The organism is Paenibacillus timonensis (assembly GCF_022427145.1).
Taxonomy (GTDB): domain Bacteria; phylum Bacillota; class Bacilli; order Paenibacillales; family Paenibacillaceae; genus Fontibacillus; species Fontibacillus timonensis.
On record NZ_JAKSXN010000061.1, the window covers coordinates 1 to 23,674 of the forward strand.

General features: G+C 57.4%; 21 protein-coding genes. 4 read left to right on the forward strand and 17 right to left on the reverse strand.

Features of this window, described 5'->3' with window-relative positions; translation table 11 throughout:
* Positions 1–51 precede the first annotated feature (51 nt).
* The 7 genes from MJ257_RS19990 to MJ257_RS20020 form a co-directional block, all read right to left on the reverse strand.
* Positions 52–1,029 carry an aldo/keto reductase gene (locus MJ257_RS19990; RefSeq protein WP_240270910.1) on the reverse strand — a complete coding sequence of 326 codons (978 nt, stop codon included), beginning with the start codon at positions 1,027–1,029 and terminating at the stop codon, positions 52–54.
* Between the two features lie 86 nt (positions 1,030–1,115).
* Positions 1,116–3,524, reverse strand: a complete 2,409-nt coding sequence (locus MJ257_RS19995) for a glycoside hydrolase family 65 protein (RefSeq protein WP_240270911.1) — start codon at positions 3,522–3,524, stop codon at positions 1,116–1,118.
* Positions 3,521–4,633: a carbohydrate ABC transporter permease gene (locus MJ257_RS20000; protein WP_240270912.1), complete on the reverse strand. Its 1,113-nt coding sequence runs from the start codon at positions 4,631–4,633 to the stop codon at positions 3,521–3,523. The genes MJ257_RS19995 and MJ257_RS20000 overlap by 4 nt, the downstream gene beginning before the upstream one ends.
* Entirely contained in the window at positions 4,633–5,481 is an 849-nt protein-coding gene (locus MJ257_RS20005) for a carbohydrate ABC transporter permease (protein ID WP_240270913.1), read from the reverse strand. Before MJ257_RS20005 ends, MJ257_RS20000 begins: the two co-directional genes overlap by 1 nt.
* 198 nt (positions 5,482–5,679) lie before the next feature.
* Positions 5,680–7,098, reverse strand: a complete 1,419-nt coding sequence (locus MJ257_RS20010) for an ABC transporter substrate-binding protein (protein ID WP_240270914.1) — start codon at positions 7,096–7,098, stop codon at positions 5,680–5,682.
* A 469-nt stretch (positions 7,099–7,567) separates the two neighbouring features.
* Positions 7,568–8,599: a LacI family DNA-binding transcriptional regulator gene (locus tag MJ257_RS20015; RefSeq protein ID WP_240270915.1), complete on the reverse strand. Its 1,032-nt coding sequence runs from the start codon at positions 8,597–8,599 to the stop codon at positions 7,568–7,570.
* Positions 8,600–9,442: 843 nt separating this feature from the next.
* Positions 9,443–10,126 carry a DUF6273 domain-containing protein gene (locus MJ257_RS20020; protein WP_240270916.1) on the reverse strand — a complete coding sequence of 228 codons (684 nt, stop codon included), beginning with the start codon at positions 10,124–10,126 and terminating at the stop codon, positions 9,443–9,445.
* Between the two features lie 165 nt (positions 10,127–10,291).
* Between MJ257_RS20020 and MJ257_RS20025 the strand changes: the two genes are divergently transcribed.
* The 3 genes from MJ257_RS20025 to MJ257_RS20035 are packed head-to-tail and all read left to right on the forward strand — an operon-like array spanning position 10,292 to position 11,909.
* A complete protein-coding gene (locus tag MJ257_RS20025) occupies positions 10,292–10,648 on the forward strand; it encodes a PadR family transcriptional regulator (protein ID WP_240270917.1) in 357 nt (118 codons plus the stop codon).
* Positions 10,645–11,319, forward strand: coding sequence for a permease prefix domain 1-containing protein (locus MJ257_RS20030; protein WP_240270918.1), 675 nt, complete (start codon positions 10,645–10,647; stop codon positions 11,317–11,319). The genes MJ257_RS20025 and MJ257_RS20030 overlap by 4 nt, the downstream gene beginning before the upstream one ends.
* Entirely contained in the window at positions 11,316–11,909 is a 594-nt protein-coding gene (locus tag MJ257_RS20035) for a DUF4825 domain-containing protein (RefSeq protein WP_240270919.1), read from the forward strand. Before MJ257_RS20030 ends, MJ257_RS20035 begins: the two co-directional genes overlap by 4 nt.
* Before the next feature lie 146 nt (positions 11,910–12,055).
* On the opposite strand, the gene MJ257_RS20040 is transcribed toward MJ257_RS20035, so the two are convergent.
* Positions 12,056–12,283, reverse strand: coding sequence for a hypothetical protein (locus MJ257_RS20040; RefSeq protein ID WP_240270920.1), 228 nt, complete (start codon positions 12,281–12,283; stop codon positions 12,056–12,058).
* Positions 12,232–12,576 carry a DUF1492 domain-containing protein gene (locus tag MJ257_RS20045; RefSeq protein WP_178024568.1) on the reverse strand — a complete coding sequence of 115 codons (345 nt, stop codon included), beginning with the start codon at positions 12,574–12,576 and terminating at the stop codon, positions 12,232–12,234. The genes MJ257_RS20040 and MJ257_RS20045 overlap by 52 nt, the downstream gene beginning before the upstream one ends.
* Positions 12,577–12,755: 179 nt before the next feature.
* Between MJ257_RS20045 and MJ257_RS20050 the strand changes: the two genes are divergently transcribed.
* Entirely contained in the window at positions 12,756–12,980 is a 225-nt protein-coding gene (locus tag MJ257_RS20050; RefSeq protein ID WP_240270921.1) for a hypothetical protein, read from the forward strand.
* Between the two features lie 189 nt (positions 12,981–13,169).
* On the opposite strand, the gene MJ257_RS20055 is transcribed toward MJ257_RS20050, so the two are convergent.
* The 8 genes from MJ257_RS20055 to MJ257_RS20090 form a co-directional block, all read right to left on the reverse strand.
* Positions 13,170–14,207 carry a glycoside hydrolase family 18 protein gene (locus MJ257_RS20055; protein WP_240270922.1) on the reverse strand — a complete coding sequence of 346 codons (1,038 nt, stop codon included), beginning with the start codon at positions 14,205–14,207 and terminating at the stop codon, positions 13,170–13,172.
* 71 nt (positions 14,208–14,278) lie between these two features.
* Complete coding sequence (locus tag MJ257_RS20060) at positions 14,279–16,921, reverse strand: transglutaminase-like domain-containing protein (RefSeq protein WP_240270923.1); 2,643 nt, start codon at positions 16,919–16,921, stop codon at positions 14,279–14,281.
* Positions 16,922–17,977, reverse strand: coding sequence for a carbohydrate-binding family 9-like protein (locus MJ257_RS20065; RefSeq protein ID WP_240270924.1), 1,056 nt, complete (start codon positions 17,975–17,977; stop codon positions 16,922–16,924).
* Between the two features lie 378 nt (positions 17,978–18,355).
* Complete coding sequence (locus MJ257_RS20070; RefSeq protein WP_240270925.1) at positions 18,356–19,798, reverse strand: alpha-L-fucosidase; 1,443 nt, start codon at positions 19,796–19,798, stop codon at positions 18,356–18,358.
* Between the two features lie 51 nt (positions 19,799–19,849).
* Positions 19,850–21,496: an extracellular solute-binding protein gene (locus MJ257_RS20075; protein ID WP_240270926.1), complete on the reverse strand. Its 1,647-nt coding sequence runs from the start codon at positions 21,494–21,496 to the stop codon at positions 19,850–19,852.
* Between the two features lie 42 nt (positions 21,497–21,538).
* Entirely contained in the window at positions 21,539–22,444 is a 906-nt protein-coding gene (locus MJ257_RS20080) for a carbohydrate ABC transporter permease (protein WP_240270927.1), read from the reverse strand.
* A gap of 18 nt (positions 22,445–22,462) precedes the next feature.
* Positions 22,463–23,425 (reverse strand): ABC transporter permease, encoded by a 963-nt coding sequence (locus MJ257_RS20085; RefSeq protein WP_240270928.1) that lies wholly within the window; start codon positions 23,423–23,425, stop codon positions 22,463–22,465.
* A 73-nt stretch (positions 23,426–23,498) separates the two neighbouring features.
* Positions 23,499–23,666: a hypothetical protein gene (locus MJ257_RS20090; protein WP_240270929.1), complete on the reverse strand. Its 168-nt coding sequence runs from the start codon at positions 23,664–23,666 to the stop codon at positions 23,499–23,501.
* Between the last annotated feature and the right edge of the window lie 8 nt (positions 23,667–23,674).

Below are 23,674 nucleotides of genomic sequence, written 5' to 3' on the forward strand. Positions count from 1 at the left end.
TTTTATGCAAAGGGGCCGCTTTTGTTCACGGCGTTCCACACGCCAAGTGCTTTATTGATAGAAATTGCGGATCCAGCGATGGGATTTCAGCTTGGCAACTTGTTCAACGCTTAGGCCACGGCCATCGCCGACCGGCATGTTGCGCTCGACGTTGCGGACCGTCCGCATCCCCGGGATAACCGTCGATACCGCGGGGTGGCTCAGCACGTAACGCAGCGCGATTTCCGGCATCTCCTCCAGCGAGACGCCCAGGTCAGCGGCGATCTTCTGTACCCGGTCGAACACTTCCTGCTTCCGGTCGCCGCGGAAATAATGGTTGCGAAAGTCGCCTTCATCGAACGTCGTACCTGACGTCACTTTGCCGGTTAAGCCGCCTTCGTCCAATGCGACGCGGACGATCACGCCGACATTGTGCTTCTCGCAGGCCGGCAGCAGGTGGTCTTCCGGACTTTGATCGAAAATATTATAGATGACTTGAACCGTATCCACGACCCCGGTCTCAATCAATTTGATCGCATTTTCCGGCTGATGGTCGTTGATGGAGACGCCGAAATGGCGGATTTTCCCCTGCTCCTTCAGCTTCTGTATGCCTTCCAGCCAGGAGCCCTGGCCCACCCACTCGTCAGACCAGACGTGGAACTGCTGCACGTCGATCGTCTCCAAGCCGAGATGGCTGAGGCTCCGTTCGGTGCAAGCGATCACGTGCTCCGCGGTAAACGTTTCGTCGGCGGACACGCCGGCGTGTGCCGGCCATTGGCCGTTTTTCGGCGGAATTTTGGTGGCCACGTAAATGTCCTTGCCTTTCGCCGCCTGCTCGCGGACGACCTGTCCCACCAGCTTCTCGCTGTGGCCGTCCCCGTACCCGAGCGCGGTATCGATAAAATTAAGGCCCAGCTCAATGGAGCGGCGCAGCGCCTGCAGCGACTCGTCGTCGCTGGCCCCGATCCATCCGGATTTACCGATCCCCCAGGCCCCGTAGCCGATCTCGGAAATCCGCAGCCCGGTTCGGCCAAGCGTTCTGTAATTCATCCGTTCTTCCTCCTGTCGCGTGCAAAATGGTCCTACGCCCCCATTATACGCCCGCCGGACAGGCCCCCGCAAAAGGGACGCGCACCTTAGTTGCCCAAGTGGCCGCCAGCCGGTTCGCGATCCGCTGATAATTCGCGCCGGACGGGTACCCCGGGACGAATCTCAAGCCGCTCGCCATCGTGCAGGATGTCCAAGCCTTCCCCCTCCTGCAGCGTATAGGTGACCTGCTCCCGGTCAAAGAACACCTCGAGCCGCTGTCCCCGGTGCATCACCTTAAACCGGCAGCTCTCCCATTGCGGAGGCAGCACCGGTCGGAAGCCCAACCTGCCGCCACGGTCAAGCCGCATCCCGCCAAACCCGTTCACGACCGCCATCCACGAGCCCGCCATCGCCGCGGTATGCAGTCCGTCCTTGGCATTGCCGTTGACGTCGTCCAGATCCATACGCACCGTCCGGCCAAAATAGTCGTAAGCGGCCTCCAGCTCGCCAATCTCGGCGGCGATGATGCTGTGGATGCACGGCGACAGCGACGAATCATGCGTCGTCAGCGGTTCGTAATACCGGTAGTTGCGGATTTTCTCTTCCCGCGAAAACTGCTCGCCCAGCAAAAAAAGCGCCAACACCAGATCGGCCTGCTTCAGCACCTGATGACGGTAGATGACGAGCGGATGGTAGTGAAGCAGCAGCGGATAGTTTTCCGGCGGCGTGCCGGCGAAATCCCATTTTCGCTTGGACAAGAACGTATCGTCCTGCGCATAGATTCCCAATTCCTCGTCATACGGGACGTACATCTTGTCCGCCGCCTGCTCCCAGCCAAGGATTTCCTCTTCCGTGAGACCAATCTTCTGCTCAAGCAAGGCGTATTCTGAAGGGTAACGCTCGCGCATCAGCCCCGCCGTCTCGCAGGCATACCGGAGGTGTTCGCGGGCCATGAGGTTCGTATAGGCGTTGTTGTTCACCAGTGCCGTGTATTCGTCCGGCCCGGTCACGCCGTCGATGCAAAAAGCGCCGTCCCGGGCCGGATCGTAATGGCCGAGGTCGACCCAAAACCGCGACGTCTCGAACAGGATCTCGGCGCCTTGCTGCGCGAGAAACGCCTCGTCCCCCGTCGCCTGGACGTACTGGCGGATGCCGTAAGCGATGTCGGCGTTAATATGCGCCTGCGCGGTGCCCGCCGGGAAAAAGGCGGAGTTCTCCTCCCCGCCGATCGTCCGCCACGGATACAGCGCGCCCCGCTGCGCCATCCCCTTCGCCCGCTCCCGCGCCTGCTCCAGCGTGCGGTAGCGGAACTCCAGCAAGGCCCGGCCGATCTCCGGCGTCGTGAAGGTAAAGAAGGGCAGCACATACATTTCGGTATCCCAGAAATAATGCCCTTCGTACCCTTCGCCGGTGAGTCCCTTGGCGGCCATGCTGGTCCGCCCGTCGCGTCCGGCCGATTGCAGCAGGCCAAACGCGTTAAACCGCAGCCCCTGCTGGAGCGCGGGATCGCCTTTGATCTCCACGTCGGCGCGGCTCCAGAACGCGTCCAGATAAGCGTGCTGCTCCTCGGCCAGCCCGTCGAAGCCGCGGCTTTCGGCCAAGCGCAGCGCGCCTTTGCTTTGCATCAGCAGCTCCTCCTCCCGGGTCTCCCGGGACGTATGGTGGCTGATGAATTTGCTCAGCGAGACGGTATCGCCCCGGCGCAGCGCCACGTCGTACTGCACCGACATCCGCTGCCTGTCGTGCTTCTCCGACAGGCTATACGAAGCGGACGGCGGCAGCGCCAGCCGGTGGCTCATCGCCGTCAGCAGCGCGAAGCGGCTATGCCGCGTGCGCTGCTTGAGCCAGCCACCGCCGCGCCCGTCGCTCCCCGCCTCCTCGAACAGGAGGCTGGGCTCCGTGCGGCGCGTCCCCAGGCGCGGATCCCCGCCCCGGTCCGGCGGCCCCTCCGCTTCGGCGATGTCCCCGTCCATCGCCGAGCAAAGGGACACGGTGCCGGCGAAGTTCAGCGCCGTCACCTCGTAGTGGATCGCCGCCAGATGCCGATGGGTCAGCGACACCAGGCGGCGGATATGGATCAGCACGCGGTGGCCGGCCGGGGATTCCCATTCGACCAGCCGATGCAGCACGCCGCTTTGCATATGCAGCACTCTTTTGTAGAACTTCACATGCCCCCGGTTCAGATGAAAGGTTTCGCCTTCGACGGACAGCTTGAGGATCCCGGCGTCGGTCACGTTCAGCATCGCCTGGCCTTCGGCCGGATACCCGTACGCCCCTTCGGGATAATGGATCGGTGCCGTGTCATAGAACCCGTTCACGTAATTGCCCCGCACTGAGGCGCCTTCCTTCCCGTGGTACCCTTCCTCAAAATAGCCGCGCATCCCGATGTACCCGTTCCCCAAGGCAAACAAACTTTCCTTGCGCTGATTGTCCTTCTCGTCGTAAGCATCCTCGACCAGGCTCCATTCCCTTGGCGATTGCAGTGCCGCCGGATGTCCTTCAGACCGTTTGTTCATCCTTTCACCGAGCCTCCCATCAGCCCTCTGACAAAGTATTTTTGCAGCAGGAAGAAGATCGCAAGCGGCATCAGCATGGAAATAAACGCCGCGGACGTGAGCAGATGCCAGTCGTTACCTCTCGAACCGACGAGGTCGGCGATTTTCATCGACATCACCTGCACGCTCGGCTGGTTGCCGATGAAGATCAGCGATACCAGGTAATCGTTCCATACCCACAGGAACTGGAAGATACCGATCGAAGCGAGCGCCGGCACGGACAACGGCAGGATCAACCGGGAAAAGATCGTGAAATGGCTCGCCCCGTCGATGAAGGCCGACTCGAACAAATCCTTCGGCAACTGGCTGATGAAGTTATACATAAAGTATGTCACGAGCGGCAAGCCGAAGGCGGTATGCGCCAGCCAGATCCCCAGGTAGCTGCCGTTGAGGCCCAGCGCGGTGTAATCCTTGAGCACCGGGATGAGCGCGACCTGCAGCGGAATGACCAGCATGGCGATGATGACCACGAACAGCGTTTTGCGTCCGGGGAACCGCAGCCAAGCGAACGCGTAAGCGGCGAACGAAGCGATCAGCACCGGGATGACCGTCGCCGGCACGGCGATCGTCAGCGTGTTCCAGAACGCCTGGGACAACCCGGTCCCTTTCTGAATCGATTCGTTGCCGTCGGCCAGTTTCAGCTTATATTCCTTGCCGGACAGCACGTTCTTGTAATTCTCCAGCGTCAGCGCCGGCTTGAACTCCCAGCCTTGCTCCTGCACGTTCAGCGTGCGGGCCCGGCGGTTCTCCCAAATCAGCCGCTGGTCGTCGCTTAGCACCCCGGCTTTTAGCTCGTCGTCGCTGTAGGTTTGCCCGTCCACTTCAATCGGCTCGCGCAAATCGATGTCCTTAGAGAGCTGAATCGTCTCCGCATTCGTCCATTCCCGATGGGGGAACACGTTCCACCAGCCGGTTTGCAAAATATCCGACGCCGGCCGGAACGAGGAGATCAACAGTCCTAACGTCGGGATAAGCCATAATAAGCAGATGACGCCCAGAACGAGATTCACGATCGTTTTGCCGCGTTTTCGTTTGGTTCCTGCCGTACGTCCCTGATTCGTACCCGCCATTAAAATCCCCCCTGCTTGCGAATCTGCCGCAAATTAAAGAAGATGACCGGCATGACGGCAATCAGCAGGACGATCGCCAGCGTGGAGCCGTACCCGAAGTTGCGGTACATGAAAAACTGCCGATAGAACTGCGTGGCCACCACTTCAGTCCCGTATTGCCCGCCCGTCATGACCATGACGACGTCGAAGATTTTCAGCGTAAACACGATGATGGTGGTCGTCACCGTCAGAATGGTCGCAGAGATAAACGGGATGATGATGCGGAAGAAAATTTTGATCTCTCCGGCCCCGTCCACGCGCGCCGCTTCTAGGATGTCGTCCGGGACGCCTTTGATCGCCGCGGAGAAGATCACCATGGCAAACCCGGTTTGCATCCAGATCAGGATCAGGATGAGAAACAGATTATTCCAGGGCTGCAGCATGCTGGTCCAGGCCTGCGCTTCCCCGCCTAAGGCGGTGACGATGGCGTTTAGCAAACCGATCTGCTCGTCGCCGGGTTGGTAATAGTATACGAACTTCCAGATGACCCCCGCCGCGACGAACGAGATCGCCATCGGCATGAAGATGATCGACTTGGCGATCTTCTCGTAGCTGCTGCGGTCGGCGAGGATCGCGATCAGCAGCCCGAACCCTACGCAAGCCAGCGTGCCGAGGAACACCCAAAGCAGGTTGTTGCGCAGCGCCGTCCCCATCAGCTTGTCGGTGAAGATCGCCGCATAGTTGGCGAGACCGACGAATTTCTCCGACGAAGCGTTAAAGAAGCTTAAGTACAACGTCCGGACGGCGGGCAACACCAGCAGCCATCCCAGCAGAAGAACCGCCGGGCCGATGAAAATAAACGGCAGCACCCTCCGCCGAACCTGCTCGGGATACTATTGTGAGCGTTACTTCCGGAAGCATAAAGCATAGATCGCGAAACTGGCCGGCTGACGAATCGCCGGTGGATTCCAAAAAAGAAGGGGCGTTCTGCCGGAACCCACGTCACGGCTCGCGCGCCCCTCCAGCGGTGCTTATTTTGACTTAGGATCGCAGCGTCCTAGATAGGCTTAGTTCTTCCAGCCTTCCTGAATTTGCGCCAGCGCTTCGTCCAGCGTGGCCGTGCCGCTCACGTAGTCGGTCATGCCCTTCCAGAAGGTACCGGCGCCTACTTTGCCCGGCATCAGGTCGGAGCCGTCGAACCGCAGCGTGGAAGCCTCCTGCACGAGCTGAGCCATGCGGCGATCGGCTTCGGAGGTGTACCAATCCAGCGAAGCGTCGTTCATCGGCGCGATCACGCCGCCCGATTGCACCCACGTCTTGATCGATTCCCCGGTCGTAAAAAATTCCAAGACGGCTCGAACTTCAGGACGGTCGTTAAACATCGCATAGATATCGCCGGCCACCAGCACCGGCTTGCCGTATTGCTCGTCGATGGGCGGCAGGTAGAACCAGTCGTAATCTTCATCGACTTTTGCCGTTTCCGGGAAAAAGCTCGTAATAAAGTTACCTTGGCGGTGAAGCCAAACCTTCGGCGGATTGTCGAACATCGGTGCCGGCGAATCGCCAAAAGCCGTGGTGACGATCGATTTCGTTCCGCCGTACACATAATCCGGGTTCATCCAGATTTCCGACATCACTTCCACGGCATGCTTGACTTCCGGGGAAGTGAACGGCAGCTCGCCTTTGACCCATTTATCGTAGTTTTCCGGCGAGGTCGTGCGAAGCATGATGTCCTCCACCCAGTCTGTGGCCGGCCAGCCCGTTGCTGCACCGCTTTCGATGCCGATGGCCCAAGCGGTATCGCCGTCTTTGGCGATTTGCTCCGTCAGCGCCATCAGCTCATCCCAGGTTTGCGGAACGGTGTAGCCCGCTTCCTCAAACTGTTTCTTCGGATACCACACCAAGCTCTTCACGTTGCTGCGGTTCCATATGCCGGCCATGATTTTTCCGTCCTTGCCGTCCATCGTCGCCATGTCCAGCCAGCTTTGGTTGTAGTTGGCCTTCAGTTTCTCCTGATCGAGAATGTTGGTAAGATCAACCACCTTGCCGGTTTTGGCTACGGCGGCCAACAAGCCCGGCTGCGGGAAGTCTGCGATGTCGGGCGCGTTCCCGCCGTCCACGCGAACGTTGATCGTCGCCTCAAACTCCTTGGATCCTTCATATTGGATGTCGATCCCCGTTTTCTCCTCGAAATCCTTGATGCTCGTTTCGAACTTCACTTGGTCGGCGTCCACGAACGGGCCGAACATCGTCACCTTAGTGCCTTTGTATTCGCCCTTTAACGCCAGTTCCAGCGGCGAGCCGGTGGCTGCGGCGTCATTCGTAGCCGCGCCTTCGTTCGTATTCTGCTCCGTGGTTCCGGTGTTGGCCGGGGCCGCCGGTTCGTTATTCGCCGCATTGTTTCCGCCGCCGCAGCCGCTGAGGAGAAGCGTGAACGATAAGCCGCTAACGAGCAGTAAAGAAGCCCATTTTGATCTTTTTTTCATTGACCTTTCATCCCCTTCGATATTTATTAGAAAAAAACCATCTGAAGGTCTGGCTGACAATGGAACGTTGTCCGGCAAATCACCTCCTTGCAATGCTTTTCAAAGGCGGACGAACGCCTATGTATCCGTTTTCAATCCATTTTGGTATAAGTGTATGACCCGCCCTATTCGGATGTTCCGATTTTTTGAAAAGCTTTTCAGATTTTTCGGGTCAGCGGTTTTAGCGACTACTTTCACACCAATAAGTATCACGCCAGTGAACTTCCGCAGGTTGGCAATTCATCGGGTTTGCATGGTTTACATGGTTTGGAGTGGTTTAGTAAGTTCTTGTTGATGGGTGGCTTTTGGGAAGTTCATTCACGTTGGTGATGTGGGGTTGGTTCGTGCTGATACTGTGCGCATGCGTTGGTAGGGTACGTTCGTGCTGGTACAGTTCGTTCGTGTCGGAAACATGGAGGTTGTTGGGCCGTTAAATCGTAGTTGCTCTTTCCCGTGACGATTCGCGGACGATGAGTTTATGTTGGAGGACTTCTCTGGGCACCGCCACGCTGCCAGTCGTCAACAGCTCATGCAGCTTCTCCGCCGCACGGTGGCCTAGATCATAGATGGGTTGGGATATCGTAGTCAGCTTTGGAATATACATGCCGGCCATGCGGTGGTTGTCGAAGCCGATGACGGACACCTGCCCCGGCACCAGAATATGCCGGTCCCGGAGATACGAAATCGTGCCCATGGCGAATTCGTCCGCAACGCAGAACACGGCGGTCAAATCGGGATGCTCGGTAAACAGCTCGTGCGCGGCCTGATAGGCATGCTCAAAATAATGGCTGGCAAACTTCACGTTAGCGATATTGGAGGTCAGCCCGTATTCCGTCATGGCCCGGACAAACCCCGCGTAACGCGGTGGTCCGGAGATCGAGTTGTCGTGATTGAAGCCAATCATGCCGATTTGGCGGTGCCCCAGCTCGATCAGATAAGCGGCGGCGTCATAAGCTGCCGCCTCGTCGTCGACCTCGACGCAAGGAATCTCGTATTCGTCCGAATGTGACGAGACCATCACGAACGGAATGCGGCAGGCCACGAGCTTCTCGTAATACTCCGGAAACATTTTGTCGCTGGCGAACACGATGCCGTCCACCTGCTTCTCATGAAACGTGGCGATGTACGACAGCAGCCGCTCCTTATCGCGGTCCGTGTTGCAGATCATCAGGCTGTAGCCCAGCTTGATGCAGGCATCCTGCATTCCCCGGATCATTCCTGCGTAATACATGTTTTCAATATCGGGAATCAACAGCCCCAGGGTAAAAGACTTCTTGTAAATCAATCCGCGGGCGAACGCATTCGGCTGATAATTCAGCTCCTCGATCGCTGCCAGCACTCGCTGCCGCTTGCTCTCCACCACCGTCGCCGGCGCGTTCATCACGCGCGAGACCGTGCTGATGGAGACGCCCGCTCTTTGGGCAACGTCGCGAATCGTCGGTTTGGTTTTGTTTTTGTTCATCGTCGGTATCCTCGGTTTTGAAAAGCTTTTCAATGCGATTATAACAAGGGATATTTTGGAATACAAGAGTTTTTTGAAGCGCTTACAAAAATAGGGCCAACGGTGCCGTTTCGCCCCCTTTTTCACCATTATCCCTTTGAGTCCGGTTGCGCGCATTAGCTGCCCATTGGAAGCCGGAAATTACGTGTATATGTCGTCCATTGGACCGAGGGGCACGTAAGAGTTTCCCTCTGGGGGCCGGTGGTCGCGTGTATATTACGCCTTTGGGGGACAGTGATCGCGTATATGCTACCTCATTGGGACCCGTGAATCAGTGTATATGACGCCTTCGGGGGCCGGGCAAATCACGTCTATCCTTCGGAGGCCGGGGATCGCGTGTTACGCTTCGCCCTTGGGTAAAGTCCGCTTGTCGCGTGTACGTTGCTCCCCGGTGTCCGATTATCACGGATCCATTACGCCCCTAGCGTCCAATTAGACCGTGTTTATCTAGCCCCATAGGGTTTGGCTCGCGTAAAAGACCTTACTCCCCTCGGCTCCGGCACTCCGGGCTAGGCGTTAATTCTACTCTGCGCGCTCTAACGGAACCAGATGACGCTAATGTCCATTTCCCGCACAATTTCCCGTTCTAACGGAACGTAGGGACTTTATTTGACGTAAACCAAGCCCACTCTGGCACATTTGAGTCAAATAACGCCTTCTGGTTCCGTTAGAATTTCGGACCCATGATTTCCCGCCAAATAAGGGCTCTACGTTCCGTTAGGAACGGTAGGATGTAGGATGAGCACACTGGGACCATGCTGCAATAGAACGATTTCAGCTCATAGCTCATATTTCCGATGTTCCTCATCCTAACATCAACCTGATCGCAGGCCGCACGCCGTCACGCGCCAGACTGACATTGGCATAGCTGCGGATGCTGCTCCCCGTACCGATGAAATGGGCGCGCGAAGGCTTGTTGCCCTGCGTGCGCAGCCACCACCAGGAACAGCCCTCTTCCTTGCCGTTCCGCAGGACATAATTGTCCTTCTCATTCTTATCGTATACGTAGAGGCTGCAGCCGTCGGGCTTCTTCAATTTCGCATAGTCCGTTCCCACGGCGGTCAACCACGCTTTGCCGAGGACGGCGGTTAACGCCTTGATCTCCGTCACGCTAAGCAAAAACACCTTGTCCTCCGTATCCGGACTGCCCTCGCCGTTATCCCCACAATGAGTAGTCATGATCATTTTTTGCTCATCGGCCCCAAAGGCCGTCGCGTAGAACTCCTCGTTTAACCACTGCCGCAAATCGCAGTCGCGCCATGTGGTATCCACCGCATCACGCCACGAAATATCTGCGTTCTTCCCGTGATATCGCTTGCATTCCAAGATCTCCTCACTCAACAGAAACAGCTCGCTGCCCATGTTTTGGAGAACCCGCCATACGATAGGCCGTACTTCCCCGTCGGCTGACTGCGGGTACAAGCCGAACGTCATCCGTTCGCCGGGCTGGATGGCATGCACGGAAGCAGGTTGGTAGCCTCGATCCATTTCATTTCCCCTCCTTTTTTCCAGTCTATCTATCTTACAACAAGTTCCTGGGGGGGCCGCAACCACAAAACGACGGAAGTGTTTCGTGATCATAAACCCCTCTACCTCCAACTACCTTGACACACATAGTAATATGTTTTACATTGTTTTTAAAGAGGTGAACGCATGAACGACAGCGCCATCAGCCGGGATTTGATCCGCGGCCATATCGATACCATTATTCTCCGGGTGCTGCTGGAGGGAGATAACTACGGGTATGAAATCATGAAGTCCATTTCCGTCATCAGCCAGGGGCGTTACGAATTGAAGGAGCCGTCGCTCTACACCAGCTTAAAGCGATTGGAGTCCCAGCAGTTGATCGAGTCCTATTGGGGGGAAGATCGCAGCTTGGGCGGGCGGCGTAAATATTACCATGTCACCCTTGCGGGAGCCGAGGTTTACAAAGCCAATTTGTCGGCATGGAAAATCTCCCGCGAGATCATAGATGTGCTGATCGAGAAACAGGAGGGATCCCCATCGTGAATCCGCTGCAAAAACATGTGGACCGTTTATTTGCCGGCTACCCGGCAACCGTGCGTATCCGTGAGCTGAAGGAGGAAATCGTCAGCAACCTGGAAGCCAAAGCCGCCGATTTCATGGCCGGCGGAATGGATTACGAACATGCCGTCCAGGCTGCCACGGCCAGCTTGACCCGCATCGACGGGCTAATTGACGAGCATCCGTTAATCTATGTGAACCGCTATCGTCTCGAGCTCCTGCAAAGAATGCTGTTTTTTTCGCTCATCCTGTGGATTTTCACCATTCCTTTGCGCATGATCGAACGCACGCCGCTAAGTTTCTTGTTCCTAACCCTTGTCCTGATCCTTGGAATCCTCTATCTGGCGCTGAACTTCGTTTGGCGTGGCGATGCGCTTGAGGCTACGGAACCGCGGAATTTCCATGTTGCCCGGCGTCGAAGCCGGATCGTGTGGCTGTTGTGGGGCCTGTTCATCCTCGTCACCGTGCTGGCGATCACGGCCCTCCGGTTCGGCAGCAATATCTGGTTTGGCCATCAAGTGAAAATCGGCGGTCCGTATCAGTTTGCCGTACTCGGTATCCAATACGCCAAGCCGTTTCTCACGATCTTGATTCCGTTGGCTTTCCAGACGAGCGCCACGTTGATTTCGAAACACGAGGCGGGTGAACAGGAATGAGGACCCGGCAACGCAGCCGACGTTGGAATATCGGAATTCTCGCCTTGGTTCTCGCCGGTCTGGTCTGTTTTGGCATGGTGGAGGGCGTGGCCCTGCCACTCCAGGATCATCGCGAGGACCGGTACAACTCAGCGCAAAATAGCCCCCTAACCCATGACATCGCCCGTACTTCCCATTACGCAACGCGTTACATGGGCAATGCCTCCAAAGTGACGGGGCTGTTCCGTTCCCTCCCGCTCGGGCCGATTCGTTCCTTTGCCTTGGATCCGGACGTATTCACGGTGCAGGTGAATCTGGATGCCTCGGCACCGATGGCGGAAATCGATCGCGATCGGGCTTATCTATACAGCGCAACGGCGGCTTTCGCTTATATCGATAACCTGGAGGCGGTGATTTTCAACGAAGGTTCGGTGGCGTACCGCGTGACGCGCGAGGGTCTGCTGACCTGGTACGGCATGGATGGGTTTGCGGCCTTAACCGCCGACAGCGCCGTTTGGAAAACGGAGGTGCAAGACAAACTGGCGGAACAAGACTACGCGCGGCGAGCATTCCAGGAGCTTTTCCGCGAATCAAAAACTCTATCCGTTTAACGCTTCCTCCTCCCAATGCTTTTATCCGATAAAGCCTTTTGCCGTACTCATCTATAAGGGAAATCCAGGCGCCCCGTTCACAACCGGTTTCAAAAAAAAGTCGATCAGGAATTGGTTTCCTGACCGACTTTTGTTCGTTTTGTGCGTCATTTCTCTTCTTCCTGCCTCTTGATCATCTCCAGAAACTCGAGAATGATGTCGGAAACGGCGTCCTCTTCGGACATATGGATAAACTTGCTTATATGCACAATGTCGCCCTTAAACAGCTCGATTAACTTTAACGTCGATTCGGGATCGTTTTCCCTGGCCTTTTGAAGCAAATTCAGGAACTCATCATCATCCGGGACAACTCTTTGATCATCTTTCGTTTCCATTTGTTCACCCCTTGCTGACTCATATTCAACTCGCGGGCGACTTCCCCCTCCGTTTTGTCCTGCAAGTAAATCTTGGAGATGATCGTTTTCCCCGTCGTGGAAGGAAGCGCGTTGATCAGCTGTCTCACAACGATTTTATTATCAGAAGATGAGGTGAAGCAGGTTACGGCCGGCTCGACTCCATTGAATGAACATTCCCGTTTTCTGACGACTCTCGCTCTGTATTGAACCCTCCATGCGATCCGATAAACTTCTTTCCGGTATTGCTCGTACACGGTATGTTGTTCCTTCAAAACTACCTCCCCCATTCATTTTCATCTTCTATGTATAGGGAATTTTCAAGGGGGTTTTCACAACCAAATTTATATAGGTAATTATGATTATAACATTTTTTCTATATTTTGGTTGTACCTAGGCAAACTTTTTTTCCCCATATTGTGAAGGGCCCAAAAAATCCAAGGAGGTAACAATTATGCAGGTCGCGGATATTGTGTCGTTGGTTGCCAATGTAGGTTTTCCGGTCACGCTTTGCTTCATCCTGATCAAATATGTGCTGCAAACCGTCGGCGATAAACTGGGCAAAATCGAAGTTTCCCTGCAGGCCCTCTCCGAGGAGGTGCAGCGGCTGGACGCCATTCTGGACGAAGACCGGCAGCCCTCCGGAGCCTCCGGCAATAAAGAATCTAGGAAACTGTGAAAATTCGTAGGCCGAAGGTTGTACCGCGAAAGCAGGCAAAAAATACCCCTATTTATATCTATGACGGGCCCGGCAAAGTTAGAACATTTGATGTCAGAAAAAAAGCCCCATGCTCCGCTATCCCTTTCGTTACGGGGACTGTTCGTCGAAGCATGAGGCTTTTTGAGTTTCGGCGATCGGGGCTCTCGTTTACGGTTTGGCGAGCCCTTGGTGTAAGGCGTCCAGCAGCTGATGCGTCCGGTCGCAGCCGTACTCCCAGAACATCACGCCGGCCAGCTCCTGCGCCTTGACGTATTCGCATTTGCAACGAACCGACGTTTCATCGTCGTACGAGATAAACGTTTGGCCGTCGAACAGATACGGCGCTTTCGCCTCGTCGTCCCAGTAGCGGACAAATCCGTTACGGCCGATATACTCGGCGGTCAGCGCAGTAAAGTCCGGACCGTAGCCTCCCGGGCCGGGGGACATTTGATGCAGTCCGCGGTTGACGTTCGGCACGTCCTTCCACATGCGGGAATAAAACGCCGCGCCGATGACGATTTTCTCCTTCGGCACCCCGGCCCGGACGAACAGGTTCACCGAAGCGTCGACGCTGATGCGGAACAGGTCCCCTGTACCTGTATACAGATTGGTGTGGTGCCCGGTCAACGTCTGGAAGCCACCGCGCATGTCGTAGGTCATCAACTGTACGAAATCGAGGTAACGCTGGACCTCGGCCATCTCCGTGCCGTCGATGTAATATTGGTCTGCCCCGGCGGCGATCGTCAGGCCATAATGGCGGGCGTCCCGTTCGCCTTGCCGGTCCAGCGCCTCCCGTATCGTCCGCAGCAGCCGCGTGAAATTCGCCTTATCGTCCGGACGGGCGGCAATGCCCGCCTCGGCATAGCAGGGGTACTCCCAGTCCAGGTCGACCCCGTCAAAAGCATGCTCCGTGACGGCCCGGACCGCCGACTCGGCCATCGCCTGACGGCCGGCTTCCGTCGAGGCGGCTTCCGAGAAGCCGCCGGCGCTCCAACCGCCTACGGACAGCAGGACCGTCAGTCCGGGATGATCCCGTTTCAATTCGGGCAGCAGCCCCAAATTCTGCAGATGTTCCGTTTCGATCCGGTCCTCTCTCACCTGTCCGAAGGCGATATTCAGGTGAGTCAGCTTCATCAAATCTTCCTTCGTCAGCTCAGGGAGATGGCGGTCGCTGATATATCCCGCCACCACATAGTTCCGGCTCATTTGCGCTCCTCCCTTGGCTTGCGCGGCCATCGGCGCAAACCTATCGTCAATTTGTACGGCTAAATGTACCGCTACAAGTCGCTTAACACCTGCAGCGCTTCCTTCCCGCTCCCCGGCTTATAGCCGGACTGCACGTAACGGATGTTCCCCTCGCGGTCCAGCGCATACAGGTGCGGGAAGCCCCCGCTCCCTAGCGGGATGCCAGCGTCCGTTAACCGGCGGAGCGCCGAGTGGCCGGGGTCGCCCGCGAATACCGCCCCCTCCGGCAAGCCGGCAACGGCGGCTTCAGGGACAGCAGGAGCCGGCGCCCCCTCCTCGCTGCCGAGAACAAAGACAACCGGGATCCCGAGCACGTCGAACGTTTCCGCAAGCTCGCCTGTTTCGCGCAGCAGATGCTTCGAGGGTTCCCGATCCGGCTCCAGCCAGGCGATCATTGCGCCTTGCGCCCCTTGGCAAAGCGCGCCCAACGTCGTTGCGGTCCCGTCCGCCCGCCATAGCGGCGTTTGCGAATCAGGGATTCCGTACACCGGGATGTGTTGCGACGGAGCCGGAAACGTCAGCGTAACCTCCGTCTCCGCCTGCTCGGCAACAACGCAATACGTCAGCCGTCCCAGCACCGTGCCGTCTTTCAGCCGTACGCCCGAAGTGATCCGGTAGCCCCCTGGCTCCACCTCAAACGCCGCATCGTACACATCGGTTTTGCCATGTGGATACTGCAGCGTTTTATAGAACCCGCCTTCCAGCCGGGCGATCGTGAAATTCTCCATGTACGAGGCGGCCGGCGCGTCGGTTCGGCCATCCGCTTCGCGGCGCAGCCGCAGCTTGCCGATAGGAGGGCGGGCCTCCGCCACCGTCTTGGCTCCCTCTTCTCGAACCGGCCCGATCTCGGCGTCCACCCACGTTCCGCCCGTATAATATTGCGGTTTCTGCTCGCTGGGATGCAGCCTTGCCGGAATGCCGAAGCTCCGGCATAAGGCGACGAATAAGATGTCCAGCGAACCTTTGTCGGCAGCGCGCAGTTGGAACGTGCCCAGCGGCCCCGCTTTCCCACGCAGGTTCCCCGGCCCTTCGCGCAGCTCCCAGCCTTCATTCAACAGCCTTGCGATTCGGGAAGGATCCGCTTGATAGAAGGCGACCTCCGCTTCGGTAAAGCGGGCCTGCAGCCCCTTCCGGTAAGGACCGATCATCTCAAACAAGACCCGCGGGCACATGACATACGGCACGAACAGCTCCCGTGCGTACGAATCCTTCCATGGCAGCGCTCCGGCCAAATGGTCGTCCAGCGTCTCCCGCATCGTATCGGTCAAATCCTTCTCCCGCAGGCTTTCCAGCAGGAGCAGCGGCCACTCCCCGTGCTCCGGGACACGCTTCTCCAGGAAAGCGGCGATCTCCCGGCTGTTGCCCCGGGCAGGTTCGAGCACCTTCCACACCCGCTCCGCCGGCAACCCGAGCTGGGCGGCGAGCTGATCCGCTTCCGCCTCCGTCAGAAACGTCTCCTCGTAACCCCGACGCAAGGCGGCCCCTTCAGCCACCCGCTCTTCATGACGACGCACCCGCTCCGCGGAGAGCGGTTCGGATTCCGGACCGTCCAGCTCCGGCGGAGGCACCATCTCGAAGTCTTCCGACCCTTCGGGCTGGTCCGGCAACCCGCCGCTTAACGCAACCTCGAACCGGTCGCCATCGGCGATCCGGATCTTTCGCTGGCCCCAGGCCCTGTCCCGCACGGCCCGGACGATCAGGTCGCCGTAACCGGTCGTGAACCGGGCTTCGCCCCGGTCATCGGTCATGAGCTCAGCCAAGGGGAACAGTTCGGCATAGTTGTACAGCTGGAACTGCACCCTCGCCCCGGCCGCCGGCGTGCCGTCCGGCTCCCTTACCTCCACGGCGATCGTCCGGGTAGGCGCATAATTCGCCAACAGGTTCAACTCCGCATACGGCCCGCCCTTGACGGTAATTTCCTCCGGTCCGGGGTAGGTCGCGGGGACGCGGGTGTGCACCAGCATCGCCCGTCGCGCCGGACCGCTGAACCAGCCCTGGTCCAGGCGGGCTTCCGGCTCGCAGGCGCCGATGTAATGCCACTTGCCGTCGGCCCAAGCTTCGACCCAAGCGTGGTTATCGTCGCAGTGCGCCCAGCGCGGCGTATAACACTGCCGCGCCGGAATGCCGATGCTGCGCAGCGCCGCAACCGCCAGCGTCGATTCCTCGCCGCAGCGCCCGCGCGCATTGCGGATCATCCCCAGCGGCGACAGCGTGCGCAGGTCGCTGCCGATGTAGGTGGCTTTTTCATGGCACCAGTAATTCGCCTCGAGAATCGCCTCCGCCATCGATAACCCCGTCGTCCGCGGTCCCAGCTCCGCATAAATCGCTTCGCGGAAGTCCTCGATGTTCTCGGTGTTCACCCGGGCCGGCAGCACGAAATGCAAGAAGAGCTGATCCGGTACCCGTTCGCCCCAAGGCGCCCGTTTGCGGACGGCCAGCGCATGGCGGACATGGGCCAAAAACAACGAGCCGTCGTAATCAGCCAGATCGTTTAGCGGCATATGCACATACAGGAATTTCAGGGCCCACGTCTCTTCGGCGGTCAGCGAGCCGTCAAATACGCCAAACAGCGCCTTTTCCCGGCCCCGGCCCAGCGTTCGAATTTCTGCAAACTTACGTTCAATCTGCTCCATCTCCCGTTCGCTCAGCGAAAACGCCGGCGTCTCCACGCTCATCTACGATCGCTCCTTCCACAGTTTTCCGTCTTCCCGGATATAGAAAATCCCTTTCCCGTCCGAAGCCGCCGCGGAAATCTCGAATCTCCCGCCCGCCGCCTCGACCTTCGGCCGAATGCCGAACGCGTTCCTCTCTTCCGCGCTGACGAGCTCCGTGAGCTCCGCAGTAAACCGGCCGAAACGGGCATGATGGTTCCGCTGCCGGTAATACAGCCGGCGCAGCTCCCATTTGACGTATTCGTCCTGCGGCAGCGGGAAACCGGTGGATCCGCCGCCCTCATCGACCCCCTCGTCGGCAAAGACCACATAACCCCAAAGCTCGGGATAATGCATGTTCACGATTCCCTGCGGGGACCATACCCAGTTGTCTTCGGGATAGGGTTTCCCGGTCTCGGGATTGGTTTTCTTGACGTACCGGCCGTCTTGCACCTCGACCTGCCATTCCACCCGGGAGAAGTTCACCCGCCAGAACTCGCCCGGTACCGGCGGCCGTCCCTCCGGCGCGCATTCGCGCAACGCGGCCCACGGCAGCGCAACCTCTACGCTCCACAGGCGGTTCTTCGCGGAAGGATCGTTCAACCCGCCGTCGATATGCACCGCGGTGCGCAATCCGCGAATGTCCCAGCCGTTCACCGGCGGACCGCCGTCCCGATACGGCTTGATGAGCAGCAAATCCCACACCGTATTCAACGCGTTGATTTCGAATTCATAATACAAATGGCTGTCGCCGTCCGGGTCGATGAAGATTTCAAAATCGTTGTCATGGAAAATCACCGAGTCCCGTTCCGTCAGCGTCGCCCAAATTTCGTCCTCCTCCATTTCGGCGGCCACATAGAAGTAATCGTCATCCCACAGCATCTTCGCCCGCGTCCGTTTGCCCGGCTTGGGCCGAACGTCGCCTTCGATATCCACGAAGTCGCCGGTCCATGCGGCGGCGTCCCAAAACGGCTTGTCGATTCGCCCGTCCAAGACGAGCGGCCCTGCCATGGCCCGCTTGCAGACATAGGTTTTCGGCGCAAATTCGATCGCCGGTTCAGGCACTTCGCTGTAGTTCACGGTCGTTCTCTCTCCCTTCCTGAGTAAAGTAAAGTCCTCCCAACTCTAACGGAACTCAGAGCCGCTATTGGGGTGAAAACAAGCGGTTCAAAAAATTTAACGGAACCAGCAGACCTTATTTGACAGGTTTGGGTATGATTCAGCCCATGATCGAGCCAATAGCGGCTCTACGTTCCGTTAAAGTTTGAAACTGCTTTTTTTCGGCGAATAAGGTCTTTCCGTTCCGTTACGCCGTCAGGACAAACGAGTTATCGCCAAGTAAGCCCGCAAATCCTTCATTGCACTATCGCGCCCCATCATGTGCAGACGGAGCGGTGCAACCAGTGAACGTTCGCCCCTCCCGCGCCCCAGCGTCAAAAGGGACGAAGCCACCTCGCTTCACCGAATGCGCAGCACGATCGCGATCGGCGTCTCGCCCTGCCGCAAGGCGTCGGGAAGTCGAACCGCAACCCCGCCCTCCGGAGTCGGGCGGAAGTCCAACCCTTCGGCGCCGCCAACCAGGTCGATCCGGCCGATGCCTGAAGCGGGAAGCGGCAGAATCAGCTCCTCCGCCACCGCCTCGGCATCCTCTCGTATCAACGCTAACGCGTATCTTGTCTCTCCCTTGCGAGTGAAGAAAATGTTCCCGGAAGCGTAAGGCTCGCAAATCCGCGTCCCGTAAATCGCTTCGCCGTAAACCTTCAACCACTCGCCTAACCCCTTCATCCGCTCGAGCGCCGGTCTCGGCAGCCGTCCGTCCGGCTGCGGCCCGACGTTCAGCGCCAGATTGCCGCCCTTGGCGACGATTTCGACGAGCAGGTGGACCAGCTCGCGAACGGACTTATAGCTGTCGCTGTAGCTGAACGAGAACGAATGTCCCATGGTGATGCAGCTCTCCCAAGGGACCGTGAGCGGCCGCTCCGGAACGGTTTGCTCCGGCGTGATCAGGTTCTCGTAGGGCCCGCCAACCGTACGGTCCGCCGTCAGCAGCCACGGCTGGATCTGCCGCGCCTTCTCCACCACCTCGCCGAGCCGGATGTCCTGTCCGCGGCGGGCGTTCACCCACCCGGCGTCCAGCCACAGCATATCGATGCGGCCGTACCGCGTCATCAGCTCCATGATTTGCTCATGGGTAAACTGGACGAACCGCTCCCACAGCCAAGGGTATCGCTTCGGATCGTACGAAGGCCCGCGCCACATGCGGCTGCCCCGTTCCATGCCCGGCGCCCAATAATACGGCGTATGCCAGTCCGCCTTGGAGAAATAGGCGGAGATCGCCAACCCTTCCGCGCGGAACGCATCGAACAGCTCCCGGCAGATGTCTGCATACCGATGCGTATGGAACGGACAGTCCGGCCCGGTGATCCGGTAGTCGGTCGTATGGGTATCCCACATGCAAAACCCGTCATGGTGCTTCGTCGTAAACGTCAAATATTTAAACCCGCCCTCGGCAGCGGATTTGGCCCATTGCTCAGGTTGAAAGCGGATCGGATGAAACGTGCGGTTTAAATCAAAATATTCCTGTTTGAACCGCTCCATGTCTTCCGTCCAGTCGATGTCGTTCCGGGACCAATCCCCGTCTTCGTCGCTGAGCGCCCAGGACTCCACCAGCCCAAGCTGGGAGTAGGGCCCCCAGTGCATCATCAAGCCCAGCTTCTGATCCTGGAACCATTCCAGGCGTTCCAGAATCACGGAATCTTCCGGCTTTACCCAATTTCGTTCGCTGCTGTAATTGTGCACGCCTTGCTCCACCGCCGGCTCAGCCGCAAAAGGCGCCTCGGAGGGCGCCTCGTTCTGCGGCTCGCAGGGCGGCTCCTGTATCGCGGATTTCTCCTCGCTCATGGATGCCTCCTTGTCTCGGTCCGAAAATGATTGCTTGTTAACGATTTACGATTAGCCTTCTTGGTTCCAGCGGTCGTAGGCCGCCTGATACACCTCGGCGACGCGGTCGCTGCCCATCTTCTTCAACTGGCTGACGTACTTATCCCAGTTGTCGAGCGACTCCTGGCCGGTCACGAATTTCGCTTCCATTTGCGTCACATACGTATCCAGGTCGGACAGCAAGGCGGATACCTCGGATTGCTCCTCCGTCGTCAGGAAGGCATTCGGGAACGGCGGCTTGCCGATCGGAGCCAATTTCTCTTGCGTTTGCTGGTCGATCCATTCGTCGAATTCGCTCTTCAGGCCGTTCGTCAGCTCTTTCAGGTTGACGCCCGGGGTCAGAATTCCATAGTTTGGCGTAATCGTTCCGCGGTACTCCTCGCGGTCCTTGCCGCCAGGCACCGGCAGCCATTCCTTCACCTTGTTCTCCTTATCCTTGTATTTCCACAGCAGTCCTTCCGGACCTTGCGTCCACAGGGTTGCGCCCTCATAGCCGTATTGGTAATCGATCCAGCGCATCGTCGCTTCCGGATTCGGGTTGCTCTTCGTAATCGCGAAGGTCCCGTTGGCCGACATGCCCGGATGTTTTCCGTAAACCGGCGTACCGGCGATTTCACTGGCGACCGGCGTCATCAGCGGATGATCGGCGTTCGGCTCCCCGCCAAGCGTGAAGTAAGGATGATAATCGCTGAACAAGGCCACTTGATTATTTTTGCCCTTCGCTTTCTTCTGGTCGTCGGTTTGGGAGAACGTCTCGTGGTCCAGCAGTTCTTCCTTCCACAAGCGGTTCATGAAGGTCAAATATCCCTTATAACCTTCCTCTTGCGGCGAATAGTGCACTTTGCCCTCCTTATCGGAATAGATGACCGTGTCATACATCCCCCAGAACCCGAGGAAGAACATCCGCAGATCGTCCAGCTTGACGGACGAGAGCGGGATTTCGTCGGCTTTGCCGTTGCCGTTCGGGTCTTCTTCTTTGACCCGCTTCAGGTAAGCGTACAGCTCTTCCGTCGTCTTCGGCTCTTCCGCGTTCAACGCCTTCAGGAACTTGCCGTTATACCACATCGGGCCGCGGTACCATACCGCTGCGGTATCGATGAACGGCAGGGCATAAATATGTCCGTCCGTCGTCGTGATGTTTTTGCGTACGTCCGGGTTCTCGTCGAGGATCTTTTTCAAGTTAGGAGCATAGTTGTCAATCAAATCTTCCAGAGGAATCAGAATGCCTTGGCTGCCGTAGGTGACTTGCTCCGCCGGGGTAATGTCTGCCGCATACAGCATGTCCGGCAGGTCGCCGCTGGCGAAAACCAGGTTTTTCTTCGTACTGAAGCTATCGATCGGCGAGGTTTGGAACTCCACTTTGATGCCCGACAGCTTCTCCATCTCTTGCGTGACGGGCATCGTGTTCCAATCCGCCATCCCGGCGTCGGGAGCGAACATCGTCAGCGTAAGCGGCTCATCGACAATCGGAAATCCGTCTTTCTTTACGCCTCCGGCATTTTCGGAATTGGATGCGTTCGTCCCCGAGTTCGCCCCGCCTCCCGAATTGCCTGCCGTATTGCCGCCCGCCGTATTGCCGGACGAACCGCAGGCTGCCAGCAGCGAGGCCAACAGGAGCAAGCTCAGGGCTAACGCTCCGCGTCTTTTCAGCTTCTGCATGAATGAATCCTCCTTTTGAATAGGTTTTGATGTATGGCAAGATCATCCCTTGACGGAACCGATCATGACACCTTGCACAAAATAGCGTTGCAGGAAAGGATACACGACGATGACGGGCAGCGTGGCCACGATGATCACCGCATATTTGACCAGGGCGGCGACTTCCGCCCGGTTGTTCAGTGCCGTCGCCGTGGCGGCATCGATGGTGCCGGTTTGCGCCGACATCTCCTGCAGGACGAGAATTTGCCGGAGCACCAGTTGAAGCGGATATTTCCCGTGGTCATTCAAGTAAATCATGGCCGAGAAGTAACTGTTCCAGTGACCCACCCCGAAGAACAACGCCATCACCGCAATAATGGAGGTCGACAAGGGCAGGATGATGCGGAAAAACAGCCGGAAGTTGCTGCACCCGTCGATCTCCGCGGCCTCCTGCAGCTCCTTCGGGATATTCGACTGAAAATACGTCCGGCACACGATGAGATTCCAGACGGACGTGGCTCCCGGCAATATCAAGGACCACATGCTGTTGACCAACCCCAAATCCTTGATCAGTAAATACGTCGGCACCAGGCCTCCGCTGAAGAACATCGTCACCATGAAGATCCCCATGAACAAATTCCGGCCAACGAAGTCTTTGCGGCTGAGGGCGTAAGCGGCCGGAATCGTCACTGCCAAATTGACCATGGTACCCACAACGGTATAAAGAATCGTGTTTCCGTAGCCGGTCCAGATTTGGGGATCGCGGAACACCCGCTGATACCCTTCTAAGGTGATGCCCATCGGCCACAACCACATCTCCCCGGAAGCCACGTATTTCGGGGTGCTGATCGAGGCGCTGATGATATACAGAATCGGATAAGCGACGATGACGAGTGCCAGAAACAGAAACGCATAGTTGCAGGCTAAAAATAGGCGGTCCCGCCGAGTTTCCTTAATTGCCGATATCACGTTCCCCACTCCTTTCTTCTACCATAGGCTGTTTTCGCTGGTACGCCGAACGATCTGGTTGACGGTGACGAGCAGGATCGCGTTCACGACGGAATTAAACAAACCGACCGCCGTGGAGAAGCTGTATTGTGCATCCAGCAATCCTGACCGATAGACGAACGTTGAGATGACGTCGGAGGATTCCATGTTCAGCGGGTTTTGCAGGAGCAGGATCTTTTCAAACCCCACGCCCAGCAGGCTGCCCATATTCAGAATCATCAGGATCGTGATCGTCGGCAGGATCGCCGGAATATTGATGTAACGGATCCGCTGCATTCGCGAAGCCCCGTCGAGGATGGCCGCTTCGTGCAGCCCCGGATCGACCCCGGTCAACGCGGCCAAATAGATAATCGTTCCCCAGCCGGTGCCCTGCCACACATCGGAGAACACGTACACCGTTTTAAACCAGCGGGGATCGGTCAGAAAGTCGGGAGGCGTAAACCCAAACGCTTCGATCACATTGACGATCATTCCCGTCGAAGGCGTCAGAAACGTAATGATCATCCCGGCCATGACGACCATCGAGATAAAATGCGGCGCATAGGTTACGGTCTGTACCGTACGTTTGAAAAAGCCGTCCTTCACCTCGTTAAACGCCAGGGCCAGGATAATCGGAAGCGGGAACCCTACGACCAGCCCATACAGGCTAATACCCAGCGTGTTCCAGATCAGGTCCCAGAAATAATAAGAATTGAAGAACCGGACGAAATGGTCGAAGCCCACCCATGGACTGCCCAAAATCCCGTTGACGGGAATAAAGTTCTTGAATGCGATCTGAATCCCGTACATCGGCACGTAACTAAAGATCAGAATGCTTAATAATGCAGGAGCGATAAAAATGTACAGCTGCCAATTCCGGAGGATTTTTTTCCTAAGTTTTCTATTCGGAGCGAACGGGGTCACGGGCCTGGTGTCAAATACGGTTGGCGCGCTTTTCTGCATCGGCGTCTCCTCCTTTTTTTCTGAAGTGTACCGGAGCCCCCGGGACCACGTAAATATGTCATTTTGCTTTACGTTAACAAACCGGCAAGGCAAATTTTACAAATCCGTCGATTTTCATGTTATTAAAGTTAACACGCGCTTGTCCCGGAATAGAGGCGGCGATGTGTATTTTTTTACCGACAATGTCCCGACCCACGGCAAAAACAGGCGATAAACAAGCCCCGGTAAGCAAAAACAACATGCTTCTTC

Excerpts from the sequence above, each read along its gene's own strand:
- MJ257_RS20035 (WP_240270919.1), top strand. The coding sequence starts at position 11,316 with ATGAGGACCCGGCAACGCAGCCGACGTTGGAATATCGGAATTCTCGCC.
- MJ257_RS20040 (WP_240270920.1), bottom strand. The coding sequence starts at position 12,283 with ATGGAAACGAAAGATGATCAAAGAGTTGTCCCGGATGATGATGAGTTC.
- MJ257_RS20060 (WP_240270923.1), bottom strand. The coding sequence starts at position 16,921 with ATGAGCGTGGAGACGCCGGCGTTTTCGCTGAGCGAACGGGAGATGGAG.
- MJ257_RS20075 (WP_240270926.1), bottom strand. The coding sequence starts at position 21,496 with ATGCAGAAGCTGAAAAGACGCGGAGCGTTAGCCCTGAGCTTGCTCCTG.
- MJ257_RS19990 (WP_240270910.1), bottom strand. The coding sequence starts at position 1,029 with ATGAATTACAGAACGCTTGGCCGAACCGGGCTGCGGATTTCCGAGATC.
- MJ257_RS20085 (WP_240270928.1), bottom strand. The coding sequence starts at position 23,425 with ATGCAGAAAAGCGCGCCAACCGTATTTGACACCAGGCCCGTGACCCCG.
- MJ257_RS20050 (WP_240270921.1), top strand. The coding sequence starts at position 12,756 with ATGCAGGTCGCGGATATTGTGTCGTTGGTTGCCAATGTAGGTTTTCCG.
- MJ257_RS20055 (WP_240270922.1), bottom strand. The coding sequence starts at position 14,207 with ATGAGCCGGAACTATGTGGTGGCGGGATATATCAGCGACCGCCATCTC.
- MJ257_RS20010 (WP_240270914.1), bottom strand. The coding sequence starts at position 7,098 with ATGAAAAAAAGATCAAAATGGGCTTCTTTACTGCTCGTTAGCGGCTTA.
- MJ257_RS19995 (WP_240270911.1), bottom strand. The coding sequence starts at position 3,524 with ATGAACAAACGGTCTGAAGGACATCCGGCGGCACTGCAATCGCCAAGG.
- MJ257_RS20000 (WP_240270912.1), bottom strand. The coding sequence starts at position 4,633 with ATGGCGGGTACGAATCAGGGACGTACGGCAGGAACCAAACGAAAACGC.
- MJ257_RS20070 (WP_240270925.1), bottom strand. The coding sequence starts at position 19,798 with ATGAGCGAGGAGAAATCCGCGATACAGGAGCCGCCCTGCGAGCCGCAG.
- MJ257_RS20090 (WP_240270929.1), bottom strand. The coding sequence starts at position 23,666 with ATGTTGTTTTTGCTTACCGGGGCTTGTTTATCGCCTGTTTTTGCCGTG.
- MJ257_RS20025 (WP_240270917.1), top strand. The coding sequence starts at position 10,292 with ATGAACGACAGCGCCATCAGCCGGGATTTGATCCGCGGCCATATCGAT.
- MJ257_RS20020 (WP_240270916.1), bottom strand. The coding sequence starts at position 10,126 with ATGGATCGAGGCTACCAACCTGCTTCCGTGCATGCCATCCAGCCCGGC.
- MJ257_RS20015 (WP_240270915.1), bottom strand. The coding sequence starts at position 8,599 with ATGAACAAAAACAAAACCAAACCGACGATTCGCGACGTTGCCCAAAGA.